The following is a 16,991-nucleotide window of genomic DNA, read 5'->3' as shown; positions in this document are numbered from 1 at the left end:
TTAAGCCGCCCACGGTCAGGGTGCGGCTGGGGACTGTCAGTCGGATTCTTATGTCAACCACCAGCGCCTGGAGCAGCGTGCCGCACGACCCGCCGTCGCGTAGCGACTGGGCGGCGCGCGCCCGCTATGCGCCGACCGACTTCGTCACCCTGCTGTGGCGCGAGCGCTGGCTGATGCTGGGGGTGTTCCTGGTCCTGTTCCTGCTGGGCCTGGCCTTCGCCACCACGATGAAGAAGACCTACACCGCCCAATCCAGCCTGTTCGTCCGCCTGGGCCAGGAATATGTCTACGAGCCCCGCGCCGGCGACGCCGCCCGCGGCGCCGTTCCCGATGTCGATCAGGTGATCCAGTCGGAATCCGAGATCCTGGGCAGCGGCGAACTGCGCGACCGGGTGATCCGCAAGGTCGGCTTCGGCAAGGTCTTTCCGGGCAGCGCGGCGAAATACGCCGTCGCCTCGCCGGAGGGCAAGCGCAAGCTGATGGCCGAGGGCCGCGACGCGGTGGCCCGCAGCCTGAAGATCGAGACCGCCCCGGACAATTCGATCATCCGCCTGGCCTATTCCAACGAAGATCCCGAGATCGCCGAGAAGGTGCTCAACACCTTGCTCGAGGAGTACCTGATCTATCGCCGCAGCCTGCTGATCGGCTCCAGCGACAATGGGCTGGAGCGCCAGCGCGATCTGTTCGCCCAGAAGCTGGCCCAGAACGACGCCGCCTATCAGGCCTTCCTGTCGGGCAACGACATCGGAGACTTCGCCGCCCAGAAGGCGGCTCTGACCCAACTGCAGGCCCAGGCCGAGTCGCAGAAATACGCCACCGAGGCGCAGCTGCAGGACCGCATGGGCCGCCTGGCCTCGGTCGAGGGCGAGCTGGCCAGGACGCCGGCCGACACCGTGCTTTACCGCGACAGCGACATGTCCGCCCCCGCCAAGCTGGCCCAGTTGAAGCTGGATCGCGAAGGGCTGCTGGCCCGCTATCGCCCCGACGCCCAGCCCGTCCGCGACATAGAGGCCCAGATCGCTCAGCTGGAGCAGGGCGTGGCGTCGGGCCGCACCAACGGCGATGGGGCGCGCCGCAGCGGTCCCAACCCGATCTGGCAGACCCTGCAGTCCACCCGAAACGACCTCGCCGCCGAGGTCGCCGCGCTTCGGCAATCCCTGGCCGCCTACACTCAGCAGGTCCAGGACGTGAACCAGCGCCTGCTGCGCCTGTCCGAGCTGGAGCCGACCTTCAACCAGCTGTCGCGCGACCGCGACGTGCTGTCGACCAACGTCCGCGACTTCACGGTCAAGGAACAGCAGGACCAGGCCCAGCGGCAGATGTCGGCCCAGGGCAGCGACAACATCCGCATCGTCCAGCGCGCCGTGGCCCCCTCGACCGGCAAGAGCCTGAGGAAGCCGATCATCGTGCTGGCCTTCCTGTTCGCGGCCTTCACCGCCGCCTGCGCGGGCCTGGTGCGCATGCTGCTGCGCCCCGGCCTGCAGACCCCGGCCTCGGCCTCGCGCACCCTGGGCCTGCCGGTCCTGGCCACCGCCCACTACAAGCGCTGACCCTCCCGCCCTTCCCGAGCCGCGGTGTGGGCGCTTTCGTCGCCTTTCGCGCGAAGGCGTTTGGGCATTAGGGTAAACGGTCAAGAACGCACGGCGATTCGGCGAATGGTGGATTTGAACGTCGAGATGGCGGAGCTGTGGGGATCCTTGGGAACCCCCGCGCCCGGCCGCGCGCACGTCATCCAGTTCGTCGCCGCGCGCCGGGGGGAAGGAACCTCGACGGCCGCCCGCGAATTCGCCCGCTTCGCCGCCAAGCGGGCCGGCCGCAAGACCTGGCTGGTCGACCTGGATCTGGTCGACTCGCCGCAATACCAGGCCATCGCCACCGATCCGGAACGCTACGGCCAGTTGGGCCGCGGGGCGCCGGCTTCGCCCGACGGCTCGGCCTTCTTCACCGTCCAGCCGCCGGCCCCCAAGCCCGGCGGCGGGGTGTGGCCCGACGCCAAGTACCTGACGGCCCACAGCGTCGGCGGCCCGCGCTTCTGGGTGACCCGCTTCAACCGCGAGGCCCTGCGCGGGCGCCAGAAGGTGCACATCCTGCCTGGGGTCGAATACTGGTCCGCCCTGCGCCGCCATGCCGAGATCATCATCGTCGACAGCCCCTCGGCCGACCGCTCCCAGGCCGCCCTGACCCTGGCCCAGCACATGGACCAGACGGTGCTGGTGGTCAGCGCCCAGCAGCCCGACGTGCGGCCGCCGGGCCTGTTGCGCGACGCCCTGGCCTCGGCCGGCGGGCGCACGGCGGGCGTGTTCTTCAATCAGGCCTCGGTCCAGCCGCCGAAGTTCCTGAAAGCCATCCTCCCTTGAGGCCATTCCTGTCGAGGAAGGGGCCGTGACCCCGGCCTACGGCGCGGCCGGCGTCGCGCCGACCCGGCTGACCTTTGTCCAGATGGCGCTGTGGGCGCTGCCGGTCGTGGCCCTGCTGATCTACAGCGGCGGCTGGGAGCTGCCGCTGGTCGGCGAGAACGCCAGCGAGGCCGGCTCGGCCCTGCTGCGGGTCGGCTACTTGCCGGCCTACGCCGCCGGCTTCGCCCTGATCGCCTTGCGGCCCGGCTCGACCTTTCGGGTGCTGATCCGCCAGCCCTTCCTGATCGCCCTGCTGGTGGTGGTCGCCGCCTCGATATTCTGGTCGGTCAATCCGGACCAGACCGCCCGGCGCGGCTTCGCCCTGGTCTGCACCACCCTGGGCGGGATCGCCCTGGCGGCTCGCTTTCGTTGGCCCCAGCTGGCCGAAGTGGTCGGCGCGGCGTTCGCGGTGCTGATCATCGCCAGCTTCGTGGCGTGCCTGGCCGTGCCGAGCATCGGCGTGATGACCGAGCTCTTCCCCGGCGCCTGGCGCGGCCTGTGGCGCGAGAAGAACGGCCTGGGCGGCAACATGGCGTTCGGCTTCTGCATCCTGTCGGCGGCGGCCCTGCTGAACCCCCAGCGCGCCCGGCTGTGGTGGACGTTCGCGGGCCTGGCCCTGGTGCTGGTGCTGATGTCGACCTCCAAGACCTCGCTGGTGTCGCTGATGCTGGGCGTGGCGGCGATCGGCTTCGTCTGGATCGCCCGGCGCGGCCCGGTCCTCGGCGCGGCCGCCACCTGGACGGGGATCACCGGCGTCGTGCTGCTGGGGGCCTTCATCCTGTTCGCCTCGGATGTGTTCTTCGCGATCCTGGGCAAGGACGCCACCCTGACCGGCCGCACCAAGATCTGGGCGGCGGTGATGCGCGAGATCGAGGACCGGCCGTGGCTGGGCTACGGCTACCAGGCGGTGTGGGGCGACAAGTCCGGCTGGGGGCCGTTCGCCTGGATCAGCAAGAACGCCGGCTTCCAGGCCCAGCACGCCCACAACAGCTGGCTGGAACAGTGGCTGGGCCTGGGCCTGCTGGGCCTGATCGCCTGGGGGCTGTTCTACCTGCAGGCCATGGCCCTGGCGGTGATCGCGGTCTTCCGCGACCGGGGCGCGCTGCTCGCCTTCCCGTTCCTGGTCGTCTACAGCCTGGTCGCCCTGACCGAGAGCATCGCCCTGATCTACAACGACTTTCGCTGGGTGCTGTTCGTCGCCTTCGCCGCCAAGCTGGCGTTTCCGGACCGCGAGGTCAGGGCTTAGGCGTCGCCTGGGAACAGATCGCGGCAGATCGCATCGCCCAGCGCGTCGGACAGCACGATTTCCGGATCGCGCACGACGGCCAGCAATCCATCGTCCTCGGCTTCCACGTGCAGGCGCCGCAGATCGACGACGCTCTTGTCGCTCGCGAGCCGAACCTTGACCTGGGCATCGAGGAAGTTGACGGCGTTCGGCCGCATGTCGCGGGGCTGACGGATGTTGAGGCGCTCGACCTTGATGTCGAGCCGCAGATCCTTGCCCGCCGCGCAAACGGCGAGACGCTCATCGACCGACTCTCGCAGCGTCGCCGAGAAGTCTTCGGTCAGCGGCTTGCCCCAGCTCCAGCCAGTGCTGACGTCCCGCACCCAGGCTCGAGGGGCGGCGTGGGCGGCGTTCGCGCTCAGCAAAAGGACGGCGGCGAGGGCGATCGGCGGATAGGTCATGGGTCGGCTTTCCAAGGGTGTTTCCGTAGTCACGCTTGTTTGAGACCACTCCGGATGAACCGGGCATGAGCGGAGCCGCGACCGCGTTGGCTTGGAAAGAACCCCACGCCGCCGGCCGTCGGGTGATCGTTGGGTCGTCGCTCATGATGCCGACGTCCTCATCGCGCGGCGCCCGGAAATCGAACAAGTTCCGGAGAGACGGGCGTTTGCTGAACGCCCGCGGCTTGGCGAATTCGAGCGCATGGGGATTCATCGAGCGGTCGCGCGTCGAACGACGTCATGGACGTCGGATCGCGACGCGGCTCGTCTTGAGAGAGGAAGTCATGCGTTCCATTCGCCATCTCGCCGCCGTTGCGATCGCGGTTCTTGTCGGCGGAGGCGCGGCGTTGGCGCAGTCCGCGCCGGCGCCGGCGCCGGCGCCGGTCGCCGAGCCCCAGGCCAAGCCGGCGCTGACGATCGAAACACCGATCGAGGTCCTGGTCGCCATACCCAAGGCGCGGGCCGTTCTCGACGCGGATATTCCGGGGCTGACCGAGCATCCCATGTACGACAAGTTCAAGAGCGAGAACCTCAGCGCGCTGGCGCCGAAGTTCGGGGGCGCGATCTCGGACAAGGACCTGGCCAAGGTGCAGGCCGATCTCGCGGCCCTGTCCGTGACGACGTCGTCGCGCTAGCTCAGGATTTCGAGGCGAGGTCCGGTCGGGACGCCAGGAAGGCCGCGCGTTCCGCGTCCGTCAGGACCTTGGCGGTCTTGCGCCTGGCGACCATCGGCGTGGGTCGCGCGTAGGCCCCGGTCTGGGCGGGCGACGGCTTGAGATCGGCCAGGCGTTTGATCGGCGGCTTCATCTGTTTCCCTGGATCGGCTGAGTCGGGACCCAGTGAAGACTATCCGGCGGCCCGTGACGATCCCATGAAGTCGCCGCGTGGAGACGGCGGCGAGTTCTTGGCGCTGGGGATCGGCGAAGGTCCGTCCCCGTGAGCGCCAGAATAAACATAAACAATTTCAAAGTCTTGAAAATAATCAGCGTCACCACCGCTGGCGCGTTCAAACCCGTTCCATACTAATCCCACCTGAAGGCATGGGGAGGGCGCACGTACGGCGACCGATGCGGCCTTCAGGGGTGGACGAGCGGGAAGGCTTGTTCGCCGTGTCTTCTTCGGAAGACGCCTTGGGTCGGTTCGGAGCAGGTTCGCCTTAGCCGCGACGAAGCTCCGGCGCCCAGGGTAGGCGGATCGGGCCAGCAGGCATGCGGGGGTTACGCATGCGGTCGGGTGCCTTTCTGAACCGACACACGCTGTCTGTGGCGATTTAGGTGCTAGCGGGCAGGCCAACAGACGCGAGGCCTTCCGTTCCGCGCCAATCGGCGCCTCTACTAGCTCAGGTGTAGCTATCGCGAAGTTCGCGCTAAAGCGTTCCGCCGATGGCCGGGAGATAATCGATGCGCGACGGCTTGTATAAGGTCCAGTTTAAGACCCCGCTCGGAGATGGTGCTGGGGTCGCCTACCTCGCTGGCGGCAAGATGCACGGCGGCGATTCAATGATCTTTTATGTCGGCACCTATGCAGAAGATGGCGGCCAGTTCACTGCATCGGTTCAAACGGACGCCCATTCGAGCGTGCCAAGTATGGCCTCCGTCTTCGGCGTATCGAAGGCCTCGATCAATCTGAAAGGCACTAGCGAAGGCGACAAGGCAACGATGCAGGGTTCCTCGCCCCAAGCACCCGGGGTTTCATTCTCAGCGACCCTGACCCGCATTGCCGATTGAGCATGGCTCCTCCGCACCTTTGAGGGGCGGAGGAGTGATTATCAACGAGAGTTCCGCGTGCCTTGAGCGGCACGATTGGGGATCCAGCGCTCGCCTGAACCGACACCTCCTGGCCGTGACAATCTGAGGCCAAGAGGCTTCGCTACCTACACATTGGCTTTGCTGATCATTGCCACCAACGCGGTCATCTGCTCACGCAAATCCAAGACATCTAGATTGGCGGCACCTTCGGCGATGATCTTGGCCACTTTGACCTTGTCGGCCGTCGTGACCTTTGGCCTTGCCTCACCTTCAGCGAGCTGTCGGAAGGCCAGAGCGTGGTCGAAGGCCCCGCCAGAATTGGCTGCCTTCGAATAGCTTCGCGGATGAGCCCGAGCTATCGCCGCCTGTAGCGCAGCGAAGTCGATATAATTCTCGATCTCACGGCCTCCCGTCACCCAGGCTAGACTAGAGCCCTTGTTGAACTCCTCGCAAATACGGGCTTTGGTCGAATTGATCGGATCCTCCGCATCACCTCGGTCGCTGTCGATCAAAATGGCGCAATTCTGGTTCAGCGCTCGCAGAGAGATAAACTCCCCCACTGCTTCGTCATCCGCTGTTAAATGGCTGAGATTTCGACCACCGTAAAACATGATCGAATAATGCGTTCCCTCCAGAAAATCGGGAGCTAGAGCTGCGATCCAATGGTTCAGATAGACGCGATCGCTAGGCCCTTCACACCATATTACCGCGTTACATTGAACGATGTCTGACGCCTTGTATCCAAGGTCTTGGCAGATCTCGAAGCGCTGGCCCCGTAATAGTGTCCTCGTGAACCTGGCCTCTTGAGCGTCGGCTCGCACGTGGAAGATCGCTGCACCGGGGGTGTCGATGAAAGCCGCTGAGTGAGTAGCGATAAAATACTGGTTTTGCGTGTTCCCGCGCAAGTAATTTAGCAACTTTCGCTGAAGTAGAGGGTGTAGATGCAGCTCTGGTTCCTCGATGCACGCAATAACATTACTATTGATAGTGCAATAGGAGGCGATCAGGATCACCTCGTGAATTCCCGTACCCAACGCCCAGAGGGGCAAAACCTTGCCATCAATGTGAACCAAGATATGAGCGCGGTTGTGCGGGATTTCGATACGAGCTTCGTCGTACCCCGTGACGTCTTTAAGGAAGGCGTTGATTTGGTCAAAGACTTGACGCTCCTGACGCTTATCGACGTCAGGACTCTGCATTTCGGCTAGGCGATCGATCAGGCCTTGGCCGCCAAATGCTTCGAACGTCTCCCCTCTAGGCCCAATCTGGCGGATCGCCGGCAATAAGATGGTTTCGGGGACCGTGGGGGAAACAGCAGCTTCGAATATTTGTAGGGTTTGGGGAATCCAATGCTGGCTGATATCGCCTTGCCCCTTACCAGTCAGACTTGACCAAAGGCGCGACCACTCGGGATGAGAAAGCACGGCCTTGAAGTTCGGCTCACCATCAACATAGTGCAGACTCTGTTTTCCCGTATTAGGTATGGCGCTCGCTGACCAAATGAAGCCGTCGTGTGACAGCGCTTCCCCTAATATTCTGATGTTTGGTTCCAGTTGCTTCCGAGCGTGATCCGAAGATAACTGCCCCAGTACGGCGGCGCACACCTCATTCACCGGTGCGCCGAAAGCTGCCTCGGTTGGCCCCTTCATCCCGTGCAGATGCGCCTCAGCGGGCCCGAGGCTAAGTCGCTCTCCCCGTGCGGATTGCTGGCGTAGGGGGAGCCATTTGTTAATGAAGTTGAGGACCGTGGACTTGCCGGTGTTGTTTGCGCCGATGAAGAAGTTGAAATCCGCGAAACCTGACATGAGCTGCCACTCAGGCCCGATGCCGCGATAGTTCTTCAGGCCCAAACCTCGCAAATATACGCTCATCGTTTCCCCTGCCGCGTCGAACTGCGGGCGTTCTACTTTTCAGCGACGTGCAATGCAGCAAGTGCAATTCACGATCCGGGGAACGGTATCCGCCTAGCTTGGCAATTCAAGCCTCCTACCACATGGCCGAGCTTGCCAGTGCCGACGAGCGCGCAACGCGGATACATCGCGGTCGGGCGCCATCGCCGGTCGGGCGCTTCCCTGAACGGACACAAGCTCTCTGTGGCGATCTAACCGTTCGGATCGCCCCCTACGACGCCACCGTCAACGCGCGCGCTCGGTTCATCCCTATTGAAAAAGGCGGGTGTGGGCGGAGTTTGCGCTTGCCGCAGGGTCTAGTGGTTAGGTCGTCGAAACGCACTAAATGCGCGATAGAGCGCCTGAACCAGCGGAGGGGGGCTTTTATGTGCGAGTCGGCACTAGGTCAATGGGCAGAATTGGGCTTTTTTAAAAAGGGTGTCGGCCCAACTCTTCCCCACCGCACCCGCTAGGGCGATGAGGATTGTAGCGACTACGCCAATGACTGAAACGTCGGCCATTGGAAAACCCTACTCTCTTTTCAGCGCTTGACGAGTCTTTGGGGCAATAGGGTCTCGGGCTTTAGAGTTGCGGCGCGGCCAGCGAGGCTTCGTCGTCCGCCTCCGCGCCGAGAGGGCCGATTGCCCACATATGGGCGGGTGCCTATCGAGGGGGCAAACTCCAGGTCTGGACTGAGAAAAATGGCCGAGGTCCCGGTGATGGCGCTCGACGCTGAGGCGCAAAAAGTCGAGGTGCTGGGCCGACGTCTCCAATTCATTCAGAGCGATCTGAATCACCGATCCGTTAGCGCGCCGGCAGCGGACGCCGGGCTCACCACTCAGCCCCGCGCGACCTTCCACCCCGCAAAGACCATGCGCGAGCATATGGCGGACGCGTAGGCGCATGTCGCCGTCGCCGGGGCGCTAGAATAACTTCCGGTCTGTGGGCAGGGCGTCATTGAGCGCGCTCAGATGACCACTGTAACTGGCGCGATAGGCCCCGAACGGATGAGACATCGTCGTGCCCTTCTTGGCCCAGGCCACGATGTCCCATCCCGCCTCCATCAAGTCGGAGGCCCCGAACACGAACTCCAACGTGTCCGTGAGAAAGGGAACCGTATCGAAGAACCGCCCGACGTAGTCGACCCGCGCATCGCCGCCGTGAACAAAGAAGTTGCGGCAATCAATGGCGCAATCGATCACCTCATTGAGGTGAGGTAAGCGCTGCCCCAGCGCTTCGACAATGGGGACTGCGCGATGTCGCGCCTTGCGCTTCAAGCTGCTTTTTCCGACACGGCCAAGGGTGCCGAGGACGCTACTTCGCTCGGAGCTATCAGGAAGCGCCCTGAAGATCGTCCGGCATTGATCGCGAGCTAGGATCAAGTCAGCCGGTAGCTCGACATCTGTGGGCACCGCGCTTCCCGGTAGCAGATCGTACATATTCGCGGCGCAGATCAGGCGGTCGGTGTCGTAGCAGTTCTCTTCCGAGAACGATGCGGAGAAGCGCGAACGGGCGACCTTCCACGTCTCATGTCGCTCAAGCCATCGCGTGAGGATCTGGGCAAAAGCTTCGGGCTCGCGAACCGCGTCGACTGGAATGTCAGAGAACTGCGGCGCTCTCTCGTTGGAATGGCCCTTCCTGGCGAGCGGATTGCACCAATAGACGTCCAATCGCTCTGGGTGGTCGTTGCCCCCCTTCATCTCGACGAAGAGTTCATCAACATTCTGCCGCCGCCCGGCGATCAGTTCCAAAAACTGAAGTATGACCATCGCGGCCTCCAGTGCCGTTTGGAACGTGACAGGTTCGTCAAAGCGAACATCAGTCGTCACAAAATTTCGGATGAAAACTCCGCTGGCGCCGCTGAATATGTTGCTTCTGGGGTTATTGGTGGCGCTGATGGTACCAAAGGCGGTCTGCGCCTCGAATATTTCCCGTTTCCCGGTGAAAAACGCGATCTCTGGCCGGTCTCCTATCTTTACTTTGCGCTGGGCAACTTTCTCGTAGGCGGTCACTAGGGATCGAATTTGAGCGGGCGTCGGAGCGATGGCGTGCGCGAAGGCGTCGTGATCATGAAAAATCGAGAGAGCATCGCTGGCAATGAAACGAACAGCGTCGATGAGATTGCTGGCGGGCGAGATCAACTCCCTACCGTGCAGGACAAAGTGAGGCTTCACCTCGGTGAAATTGTAGCTCCCCGTCTGGGAGTTTGCTGTACCCGGAATCGGGTAAGCTACACACTCTAGGAGCGAAACCTTGGTCAAATCGTGCAGGGTGCCCTGGATGCAGCGGTCCGCGTTCGCGTCAGGCCGAAAGAATTCCGGACTGTGAAGATAGAGGCTGGTGTCCCGTCCGCTGAATGTCAGTTCGCCGTCGAGCACGTCGTCGCCCACGGCGAATTTTCCTGAGTATTTCGAGCCGTCCTCGGTCTTGATCACCTCACCCCTCCTCAAAGTAGCCCAGCCCACAGCCTATTGATCAATTCGCATGGGCACGAAGGGCCAGCCGGAAATTGTCCCCTCAACCGCAGGCGTTGTTGCGCATTGGCGGCAGCCCAGCTCAGACAGCTGGAGCGCTCCAGGCGTTCCTATCGTGCCGCCGTGGATATGGGTCATTGAAGCTGGGCTCGACGCTGGAATGCACCCCACGTTTTAAGGTAGCGTTTAGGTAACGAAACAGATTCTCGATAGACCTTTGCCTGGAGGTGGCAGCGGAATGCCAAAGCCGCCTGAACTCGTTCTGCTTTTTCACCCAGAGCAACTTGGCGAGGTCGAGCGGTTCTCCACTTTTTATACCGGAACCTACAGCTTCGATCCTCGTGACGTCCGTGCCCTGCGGGGGGTGACGGGACATTTTCTCAAAGCGCGGCGGCTGCGCCACTTGGCGGAGCGGCTTGTCCCCAATCTCAATATCGACGAGGCGCAGCTTGAGGAGCATGGTTCCACGCCCGCGGATAACGCTAGCGAGCTTGCCACGGTACTGGAGGCGAGCATCGTTGAGATTTACTCATCGCTCGACTGCACGGTCAAAACCCTGTTCGCCATCTACAACCCTGGCGCATCGAGTAGGAAGAAATCCACGCGGCGGTTCTTCCTCAACTATGACCCCGACAGTACCAAGATGCCGCCCGAAATTGCCACGACCTTGGCGGATGTCGGCTGGTATAGGCGACTGCTACACCTACGGGATGAACTCACCCACCTCGACACTGGCGCTGTGCATCGTGACAGCGAAACGCGCCTGATACGGTACATCCACCATGGCCTGACGGAACAGGCGAACGCCCTTGTAATTGACGATATCTTTGAGTGGATCGACACCACGCTAGTGGATGTTGACGCTTGGCTTGGTCAGGTTTTCCACTTCCTCAATTCGACCCTCTCAAATGCGGAAGTCACCGTGCCATGCGCCGTGGTCGAGGGCCGCTTCATGATGCGCATGGTGAGTGGAAAGCCTCCGGTCACATTTCACAGCGGGCGCTGCATTTCAGCCCAATGGTTCGACATACCCGGCAACCCGCGCTGTCCGTTCGCATCCGAATGCGGCGCATACCAGCGTCGCGCAACCTTTCCACCGCCCGAGGCCGTGTCATGACACTGCTGATGGTTTGGAGGGAGGGTGAGGCAGACAGAATATGGATCGTCAGCGACAGCCGCTTGTCGAAAGACGGCCCGACCGGTGGCATTGACCGGATGACGGACCGCGCCGCGAAAATCCTCGAAGCAGACCTTCACCTATTGGGGCGCGACCCTGACCACCCCCCGTTAAAGTCTCGCGCTATCGGGTTTGCCTACACCGGCAGCACTCTTGTCGCGCTGGAGGCGTATGCTGCGGTATTACCGCTCTGGGCGCGACTCACGTCTTCGGGCGAACAAACGCTCCCAAGCATGGGAGACTGCGCAAGACACCTAGGCGTCTTCCTGAAAGCGTATGCGTTCGATCTTGCGAACAGCGGCGCTGTCGGCACTGAATGCATTTTGCTCGGCCGTGATGACGAGGCCGGCGTTGTCGAAACTTGGCAGGTGAAGGTCAGGCGGGCCGCTGCCGGGATTGAGCTGACCGTGGACCAGCTGAAGCTCGGGAATGGCGAACTGCTGCTATTCGGAAGCGGCAAAGACGACGCGGCGGCGCGGCTGCGCGACTTGAACCCTGAGGCGAAGCCCTGGCGACGCGAACCCCTCGACATGCTGCGCGAACAGTTGAGCCAGGACGAACCAGGCACCGTCGGCGGCGGCGTTCAAGTCGCGTTCGCTGCGCCAGATCGATTCCACCTCAGCGCGGACGTGACAGTTGCTGAGTGGGGGAAGGCCTCTTGGGGCGACCGCTGGGTCGCTATCCGCTTTCGCGGCTTTGACCTGTCCGAGGTCAATCAGGTCGGACACACCTTCGCGTCGCTGGCGGGAGTCAGCGGCTAGGCGCGGCGCGCATGATAAAGCCCTTGGATCGCCAAGGCCTATCGCCAGACGCACCGGATTCAGGTTCCTGAGCCGCCTCACCGCACGCCGATGAGCGGACGTTCATAAGGCCGGCTGTGAGGCAGCTTTCGCCTTCAGGGGCGCAGCGAATAACTCGTGCTCCGCCCCCCGGCGGCGTCCCTGACCAGCACGCCACGATTGACGAGATCGTCGATGTCGCGCCCGGCGGTGTCCTGAGAACACTTGGCGATCAGCGCCCATTTCGATGAGGTGAGCTTGCCTTCGAAGCCCGTGAGCAGGCGCTGAAGCATCATGCGTTGGCGCTCATTGAACGCTTCCCCGGCGTGGCTTTCCCAGAAGCGCGCGGCGGCCAGCACCGTCGCCAAGGTAGCCTCGGCGCCGTCAAAAGCGCGGTCCAGACAGCCCAGGAACCAGGCGATCCACCGGGTGATATCCGGGCCGCCCTTCTGTGTTGCCTCCAGGGTGTCGTAATAGTCTTTCCGCTCCAGCCTGATCTGCGATGACATGCTGTAGAAGCGCTGAGAGCTTCCATCCGAGCGTGCCAGTGCCATGTCGGCGATGGCTCTGGCGATCCGGCCGTTGCCATCTTCAAACGGGTGGATGGTGACGAACCAGAGGTGAGCCAGCGCCGCCTTGATCACCGGGTCATCGACAGTTTCGCGGTTAAACCAGTCCAAGAAGGCGCGCATCTCGCCGGCCATACGGTCAGCGGCGGGGGCTTCGTAGTGGACTTTCTCACGCCCGATCGGCCCCGAAATCACCTGCATCGGCCCCGCCGTCTCGTCGCGCCAGGCGCCGATGACGATCTTGCTGAGGCCGCTGTAGCCGGTCGGAAAGAGCGAGGCGTGCCAGCCGAAAAGACGCTGGTCAGTCAGCGGTTGATCGAACCTTTGGGTGGCGTCGAGCATCATCTCAACGATACCTTCGACATGGCGATCGGCGGGCGTGAGCGCCCCTATGTCGATCCCCAGACGACGAGCTATCGACGAGCGAACTTGCGCCTTGTCAAGGATTTCACCCTCGATTTCGCTCGACTTCAGAACGTCTTCGGTCAGGGTTCTGAGCGCGGCCTCCTCCCGCAGGGGGAAGCCCAGCGCGTCCATCCGTCCGAGCAAACGACCTTGGCGATGGCGGACATGGCCGAGCTGATCAGCCAGTTCTGCCTTGCGCCATTCGAGGTCCGGCCAGCCGCTGCGATCGTATATGTAACGCGCCATGATCCTCGCCTTTCAGCGTGAGTTTGGCGGCAGGCTACGCGAAGCGCAAGTCAATTCTCCGCATAAGTTGCGGAGAATATGGCCGCTAATCTCCGCGTCTGTGGAGGCCGGCCGACCCCGCCGCGCCCTTAGCACTAGTGCTTAGCGAGAGGCTGGGCGGAAGCCGTTTTCCCCGATGGCGCAAGGCGTTGGGGGAGAACGAAAGGGGGTCAAGAGATCGTTCGGGGGGCACTTCGAATGAGGGCAAGATAAAGCTACGGCGCCACCCAAAAGGGGTGTCTCCGTAAGTCATTGTCTGCACATCGTTTCTAGCTTCACCAGAATGGCGCCATGGCTCCCGAAATGGAGCCATTTAGCGCCATGGAGCGCTAAGCCTTTGGAGTATAAAAGGTTTTTATGGCGCCATACGTCAGGAGGCCGCCATCACCTGCGCCAAATCGACAAGGACACGACGCTGATCGGCCGTCAGGGTCCGATAGGCCTTCACCAGTTCTGTTGAACCATTGAGCACCAGGAAATCACCAAATTCGGAAAGGACCGACGGGTCAGCTCCGCTTTCCTCTAGGTCGCTGAAGAAGCTGGCGACCGGTACCCCTAGCGCCTGAGCGATGGCGAAGAGCTTGGACGCGCTGACGCGGTTGCTGCCGAGCTCATACTTTTGCACCTGCTGAAAGGTCACGCCGATCGCCGGCGCCAGGTCATGCTGGGAGGNCGAAGAGCTTGGACGCGCTGACGCGGTTGCTGCCGAGCTCATACTTTTGCACCTGCTGAAAGGTCACGCCGATCGCCGGCGCCAGGTCATGCTGGGAGGCGCCGATCGCACGCCGCCGGGCGCGGATCATCTTGCCAACGTGCACGTCGATAGGGTCAGGGCTCTCCGCAGGCGGTTTGGGCATCAGGAAGCTCCTCCTTCTTCAGAGCGGGAGCACTAGCATGCTACGCGGGCGCAGAGGCGACCTCGCGGAGGTCCACAAGGGGTGGGAGGCGGAGGTTGCTGCCCCAGAATGTGGACGTCCGCCGTCCGGCACCTATGCGGGGGGGGAGGGACACACACTCATTTCCATCCTGGCTTTGCAGCCGGCATCCGCGTTGAGGAATGAGTGTGCCTTCATCTTAGAGTCAAAAGGTGGGATAGGCGCGAGCCAGGCGCCAAGCTAGGCCCGGCGCCAGGCGGCGGCCGTAGCGATCGACAGCGGCCGCGACGTCGGGGCGGGCCAAGAGCGCGTTGCGGCGTCGTCGATAGTCCTCATCGGCCTTACCCAGGGCAGGATGGATCGGCGGGAGATTGACCGCCTGGAGCGTTTGGTTTCGATAACTCGAAGCATTCAGCGCGTCGATCAGCAATGCGGCGGTTCGGTCTTCGGGATCATCGCAAACCATGCTGACACGCCAATCGACGGGTTCCAGTCTGGCGGTGTGGTCGCCTCGCAAGCAGGCCCGCAACGCCCGCAACGGCCGCACGGTGAGATTGTCATCCCGGGAGAAACCCACATATTCGGCCTTGTCCTCCAATTGAGCGGCCGTCCACTCCTCAAGCAACTGGTCAGCCTCCGCAGTACGGTCCGCGCGGATCAAGGCCTGAGTCAGGTCGGCGAGATTCTGGACGAAGAGGGCGTCACCCGAGCGACCGTTCTCGTAGTTTGTCTTGATATCGAGCGCCTTCAGCGCCTCGTCGACCCGCCCGTCTTCCAGGAGTCGCTGCACGAGCCAGGCGCGTTGACCGTCGCCATGGGAGCCGGTTTTGCCCATGGCCAAGGGTGCGAAGTCGCCGGGCACCGGGCTGTTTGCGATATCGGCATTCATTTGGCGATAGGCAGTCGCCAGAACCGTTGCCTCGCTTTCGCCTCGCCGATCCAGGGTCGCCAGTTCGCGCGTCCAGTCATTGCCCAAAGCAGAGGCCGGCGGAAGGGCGGGTGTGGTCGACGCCGTGATCAACTGCTCCGACGGAAGCCAGGCGGGCGCGAAGCGGCGATCCGCTTGGATCGAAAGCGCGCCTCGACGATCAACCTGATCGAGGCTCGCGATGCCCTCGGCGTCCTGGCCGGCGGCGAACGCGGCCATGGCCGTCAGTTCAGTGCGCTGAATGTTCGGAGACGATAGATAGTCGATATCGGGCAACCGCTGCGCTGCGGCGAGCGCCGAAGGACCAGCGCCCGGAATGTCCACGAGGCGGCGGATCATGAACGTGTAGGGCGTAGCGACCAGATAGTCTCTGAGGTGAGGTGCGCTTGTGGGAAATCGCGCTGCAAGCCGATCCGTCAGATCGAAGCGCCCATCCCGCGCCGCGCAGATCGCGGCGGCGGCGGAGACCCGGTGAACAAGAGACCCGCCAGGTCGGCCGGCAAGGGCGGCCTCCGCCATTGCCTGATAGTCGGTGCAATCGCCCTTATCGATCGCCCTTCTATTGAAGGCTTCGAATCGAGCGTCGTCGGTCGTCTGCGCCTGAGCGCCGAAGCCAAGCGTGCAGATCAACAAGGTCGCGATGATTGTCTTGCCCATGTCGGTCCCCCATGAACGCCGATAGCGCAGCCGGATGCGGCGGCCAAGGGGCGCTGAGGCAAAGAGACCGCAAAAGGGACCCTCTTTGCGGGACGTTTAGATCGGGTCGAGCTCTGGGAAGCGGACCTGGTGATCGTCCCTTTGGGGGCGGGAACGGAAGATCACCTCGTTCCGGAAACCGGACGCTCGCGGCACGCCGCCTCGCGCAGCTTAAGGTCGGCTTTGCGGCGGTGGGCTAATTTCCCCTCCCGACCCTGAGCAGACTTAACCGGCGGACGAGCTATCCTGGTGGTCGGCACCGACAAGTCAGTGAGAAAGGATCGGACCTCACGCCTGCCAGGCGCTGCCATTTGCGACTGGGGACAGCCCATGCCAGTCTAGAACGATGATCGCTGCTCTCGTATCGATGTTCATCGCGCAAGCGCCCCTGACGCAGGACACCTATCTTTTTTGCTCTACTGGGTTTTTGGATGGCGTGCGTACGGGTTATTTAACTCTGAGGGTCGATCACGATTACCGACCCGAGTTCATGCAGCTTTCGCTGAACGATCCCGACGGATGGACGCGTGCGACGGTGAGTTTGGATCCCAACAATCGAAAGCTACCGGGTGTTCTATCGGGTATGTTCTTCCATATTCAGTTTAAACAAAAGCCAGTATTCCCGCTTGCATTGAAAGCTTATGCAGATGGCCAACTTCGTTGGCAGAAGACGATCAATACACCGTTTATGCCCGCCCTGGTGAATGTAGACGCGACCCCGGGCTCTGGCACGGCGGACTATCTAAGTCGAGCGGATGACGGTCTGCCGGTGGCAACGCCGCGCGAAGTCACAATCGTGGTAAACGACTCGAAAGGGCTTGAAGTCGGAGCTTTGCGCTACCCTCTGCTCAGCAATTCAACTCAAGCTGCGGGGCTGGAAGCCATCGAAAGGCTTGAAGCTGCCTACAACGCGCGCGCATGCAGTCCGCCTCCACCTCTGATAGATTAGGGGTAGTATAGCCGGTTAGTTGCGTCTCGCGGTTGGCGCGGTCAGCGCAGGAACTCAGACCAGCGACCGCTACCCACCCTTGGCAGAACTTCGGAA

General features: G+C 62.7%; 17 protein-coding genes. 9 read left to right on the top strand and 8 right to left on the bottom strand.

From position 1 onward, the window contains the following. The first annotated feature begins 50 nt into the window (after positions 1-50). The 3 genes from ASD21_RS12620 to ASD21_RS12610 all read left to right on the top strand — a co-directional run bounded on the left by ASD21_RS12620 (position 51) and on the right by ASD21_RS12610 (position 3,642). Entirely contained in the window at positions 51-1,550 is a 1,500-nt protein-coding gene (locus ASD21_RS12620) for a GumC family protein (protein ID WP_056441440.1), read from the top strand. A 105-nt stretch (positions 1,551-1,655) separates the two neighbouring features. Next, on the top strand, positions 1,656-2,357 hold the full coding sequence (locus tag ASD21_RS12615) for a hypothetical protein (protein WP_056441438.1): 702 nt from the start codon (positions 1,656-1,658) through the stop codon (positions 2,355-2,357). Positions 2,358-2,439: 82 nt separating this feature from the next. After that, positions 2,440-3,642 (top strand): O-antigen ligase family protein, encoded by a 1,203-nt coding sequence (locus ASD21_RS12610; RefSeq protein WP_056442404.1) that lies wholly within the window; start codon positions 2,440-2,442, stop codon positions 3,640-3,642. On the opposite strand, the gene ASD21_RS12605 is transcribed toward ASD21_RS12610, so the two are convergent. Next, positions 3,639-4,082, bottom strand: coding sequence for a hypothetical protein (locus tag ASD21_RS12605; RefSeq protein ID WP_056441434.1), 444 nt, complete (start codon positions 4,080-4,082; stop codon positions 3,639-3,641). The two genes, ASD21_RS12610 and ASD21_RS12605, sit on opposite strands and share 4 nt — an antisense overlap. Positions 4,083-4,147: 65 nt before the next feature. On the opposite strand from ASD21_RS12605, the gene ASD21_RS24460 reads away from it, so the two are divergent. After that, positions 4,148-4,756: a hypothetical protein gene (locus ASD21_RS24460; protein ID WP_200941433.1), complete on the top strand. Its 609-nt coding sequence runs from the start codon at positions 4,148-4,150 to the stop codon at positions 4,754-4,756. Position 4,757: 1 nt separating this feature from the next. Here ASD21_RS24460 and ASD21_RS24455 read toward each other — a convergent pair whose 3' ends face one another. Further along, positions 4,758-4,928: a hypothetical protein gene (locus tag ASD21_RS24455; RefSeq protein ID WP_200941432.1), complete on the bottom strand. Its 171-nt coding sequence runs from the start codon at positions 4,926-4,928 to the stop codon at positions 4,758-4,760. Between the two features lie 593 nt (positions 4,929-5,521). Here ASD21_RS24455 and ASD21_RS12595 point away from each other — a divergent pair. Beyond that, complete coding sequence (locus tag ASD21_RS12595) at positions 5,522-5,848, top strand: GrlR family regulatory protein (protein ID WP_056441427.1); 327 nt, start codon at positions 5,522-5,524, stop codon at positions 5,846-5,848. A gap of 146 nt (positions 5,849-5,994) precedes the next feature. Here the strand turns inward: ASD21_RS12595 and ASD21_RS23370 are convergent, their stop codons facing one another. Further along, positions 5,995-7,740 (bottom strand): ATP-dependent nuclease, encoded by a 1,746-nt coding sequence (locus tag ASD21_RS23370; protein WP_082554747.1) that lies wholly within the window; start codon positions 7,738-7,740, stop codon positions 5,995-5,997. 719 nt (positions 7,741-8,459) lie between these two features. On the opposite strand from ASD21_RS23370, the gene ASD21_RS12585 reads away from it, so the two are divergent. Continuing rightward, positions 8,460-8,657 (top strand): hypothetical protein, encoded by a 198-nt coding sequence (locus ASD21_RS12585; RefSeq protein ID WP_056441420.1) that lies wholly within the window; start codon positions 8,460-8,462, stop codon positions 8,655-8,657. 24 nt (positions 8,658-8,681) lie between these two features. On the opposite strand, the gene ASD21_RS12580 is transcribed toward ASD21_RS12585, so the two are convergent. Further along, positions 8,682-10,193 (bottom strand): hypothetical protein, encoded by a 1,512-nt coding sequence (locus ASD21_RS12580; protein WP_056441416.1) that lies wholly within the window; start codon positions 10,191-10,193, stop codon positions 8,682-8,684. Between the two features lie 277 nt (positions 10,194-10,470). Here ASD21_RS12580 and ASD21_RS12575 point away from each other — a divergent pair, with 277 nt between their 5' ends. After that, positions 10,471-11,349, top strand: a complete 879-nt coding sequence (locus tag ASD21_RS12575) for a hypothetical protein (protein ID WP_056441415.1) — start codon at positions 10,471-10,473, stop codon at positions 11,347-11,349. Then, positions 11,346-12,170: a hypothetical protein gene (locus ASD21_RS12570; protein WP_056441412.1), complete on the top strand. Its 825-nt coding sequence runs from the start codon at positions 11,346-11,348 to the stop codon at positions 12,168-12,170. The genes ASD21_RS12575 and ASD21_RS12570 overlap by 4 nt, the downstream gene beginning before the upstream one ends. 134 nt (positions 12,171-12,304) lie before the next feature. Here the strand turns inward: ASD21_RS12570 and ASD21_RS12565 are convergent, their stop codons facing one another. The 4 genes from ASD21_RS12565 to ASD21_RS12550 all read right to left on the bottom strand — a co-directional run bounded on the left by ASD21_RS12565 (position 12,305) and on the right by ASD21_RS12550 (position 15,907). After that, positions 12,305-13,408: a Fic family protein gene (locus ASD21_RS12565; RefSeq protein ID WP_056441409.1), complete on the bottom strand. Its 1,104-nt coding sequence runs from the start codon at positions 13,406-13,408 to the stop codon at positions 12,305-12,307. 409 nt (positions 13,409-13,817) lie between these two features. Then, positions 13,818-14,072, bottom strand: coding sequence for a helix-turn-helix domain-containing protein (locus ASD21_RS24750; RefSeq protein ID WP_235524889.1), 255 nt, complete (start codon positions 14,070-14,072; stop codon positions 13,818-13,820). Between the two features lie 48 nt (positions 14,073-14,120). Then, on the bottom strand, positions 14,121-14,304 hold a 184-nt coding region (locus ASD21_RS24745), incomplete at its 3' end, for a helix-turn-helix domain-containing protein (protein WP_156398384.1). Between the two features lie 223 nt (positions 14,305-14,527). Continuing rightward, the gene (locus ASD21_RS12550; RefSeq protein ID WP_056441400.1) at positions 14,528-15,907 is read right to left on the bottom strand and encodes a hypothetical protein; all 1,380 of its coding nucleotides are present in this window, start codon (positions 15,905-15,907) and stop codon (positions 14,528-14,530) included. 385 nt (positions 15,908-16,292) lie between these two features. On the opposite strand from ASD21_RS12550, the gene ASD21_RS23935 reads away from it, so the two are divergent. Then, positions 16,293-16,895, top strand: a complete 603-nt coding sequence (locus ASD21_RS23935) for a hypothetical protein (RefSeq protein ID WP_156398371.1) — start codon at positions 16,293-16,295, stop codon at positions 16,893-16,895. Positions 16,896-16,991: the final 96 nt, after the last annotated feature.

Source organism: Caulobacter sp. Root1455, assembly GCF_001426905.1.
Lineage (GTDB): Bacteria > Pseudomonadota > Alphaproteobacteria > Caulobacterales > Caulobacteraceae > Caulobacter.
The sequence above is the reverse complement of the archived record's forward strand: the minus strand, read 5'-3'. Positions and strand labels throughout refer to the sequence as shown.